At 49.1% G+C, this 1,816-nt stretch carries 1 rRNA gene; it reads right to left on the bottom strand.

What is annotated here, in order from left to right:
* Window positions 1-68: 68 nt before the first annotated feature.
* A 16S ribosomal RNA gene (locus tag EAO38_RS08470) occupies window positions 69-1,568 on the bottom strand.
* Between the last annotated feature and the right edge of the window lie 248 nt (window positions 1,569-1,816).

Below are 1,816 nucleotides of genomic sequence, written 5' to 3'. Positions count from 1 at the left end.
TAACACCCCAGCAAGAGAGTCCTGTGCCTTTTCCCCAGACAAACAAATGCCAAGGGCAATTCTCTAAGAAAGGAGGTGATCCAACCGCAGGTTCACCTACGGTTACCTTGTTACGACTTCACCCCAGTCGCTGTGTGTGCCGTGGGCAGTAGCTACTTTAGCATCCTGACTTAAGGCAAACACAACTCCCATGGTGTGACGGGCGGTGAGTACAAGACCCGGGAACGTATTCACCGCAACATGGCTGATTTGCGATTACTAGCGATTCCAGCTTCATGCAGGCGAGTTGCAGCCTGCAATCCGAACTGAGAGGCGTTTTTAAGATTAGCTCAACCTCGCGGCATTGCATCTCTTTGTGCGCCCCATTGTAGCACGTGTGTAGCCCTAGGCGTAAGGGCCATGATGACTTGACGTCGTCCTCACCTTCCTCCTGCTTACGCAGGCAGTCTTCTTAGAGAGCTCAGCGTAACCTGTTAGCAACTAAGAAAGAGGGTTGCGCTCGTTGCGGGACTTAACCCAACATCTCACGACACGAGCTGACGACAGCCGTGCAGCACCTGTTTTCAGGGTCTAGCAAGCTAGACACTCCGCTATTTCTAGCAGATTCCTTCAATGTCAAGCCTAGGTAAGGTTCTTCGTGTATCTTCGAATTAAACCACATGCTCCACCGCTTGTGCGGGTCCCCGTCTATTCCTTTGAGTTTTAATCTTGCGACCGTACTCCCCAGGCGGGATGCTTAAGGCGTTAGCTGCATTACTGGGAGGACAAAGCCCCCCAACAACTAGCATCCATCGTTTAGGGCGTGGACTACCAGGGTATCTAATCCTGTTTGCTCCCCACGCTTTCGTGCAATCAGCGTCAGTATTGTTCTAGCAGGTCGCCTTCGCAATGAGTATTCCTCTTGATCTCTACGGATTTTACCCCTACACCAAGAATTCCACCTACCTCTCCCACACTCTAGGGTTGTAGTTTCAAATGCAGTTCTATGGTTAAGCCATAGGATTTCACACCTGACTTACAACCCCGCCTACGCACTCTTTACGCCCAGTGATTCCGAGTAACGCTTGCACCCTCCGTATTACCGCGGCTGCTGGCACGGAGTTAGCCGGTGCTTATTCGTCAGATACCGTCATTATCTTCTCTGACAAAAGGAGTTTACAATCCTAAAACCTTCATCCTCCACGCGGCGTTGCTGCTTCAGGCTTGCGCCCATTGAGCAATATTCCCTACTGCTGCCTCCCGTAGGAGTCTGGACCGTGTCTCAGTTCCAGTGTGTCCGTTCACCCTCTCAGGCCGGATACCCGTCATCGCCTTGGTGAGCCTTTACCTCACCAACAAGCTGATAGGACATAGACCAATCCTTTAGCGATAAATCTTTCCCCCATAGGGTAGTATTTGGTATTAATCACCATTTCTAGTGGCTATCCCAAACTAAAGGGCATGTCATCTATGCGTTACTCACCCGTGCGCCACTAATCCGCCTAGCAAGCTAGGCTTCATCGTTCGACTTGCATGTATTAGGCACGCCGCCAGCGTTCACTCTGAGCCAGGATCAAACTCTCCATAAAGTTAAGTTTATCCTAAACTGGCTCTGTGCTCATAGATTCCTCTACAAGCACTCAAGATTACTCTATTAGACAAGTTGTGTCAAAACTAGAGTCCTTAAAGCCAAAACAAAATATAAAAACAAATTTGGCTACAAGACTCTCTTGCTTGGATGTCAAAGATCGTTGCGCTTGAAGTTTAAGCTTTTTTAAGGGCTTTAACTTTGGCAAAGCTGCATTATAGAGTAAGAAAGCTTAGGAGGGGCTTAAAG

Source organism: Helicobacter vulpis (assembly GCF_003660395.1).
GTDB lineage: Bacteria > Campylobacterota > Campylobacteria > Campylobacterales > Helicobacteraceae > Helicobacter > Helicobacter vulpis.
The sequence above is the reverse complement of the archived record's forward strand: the minus strand, read 5'-3'. Positions and strand labels throughout refer to the sequence as shown.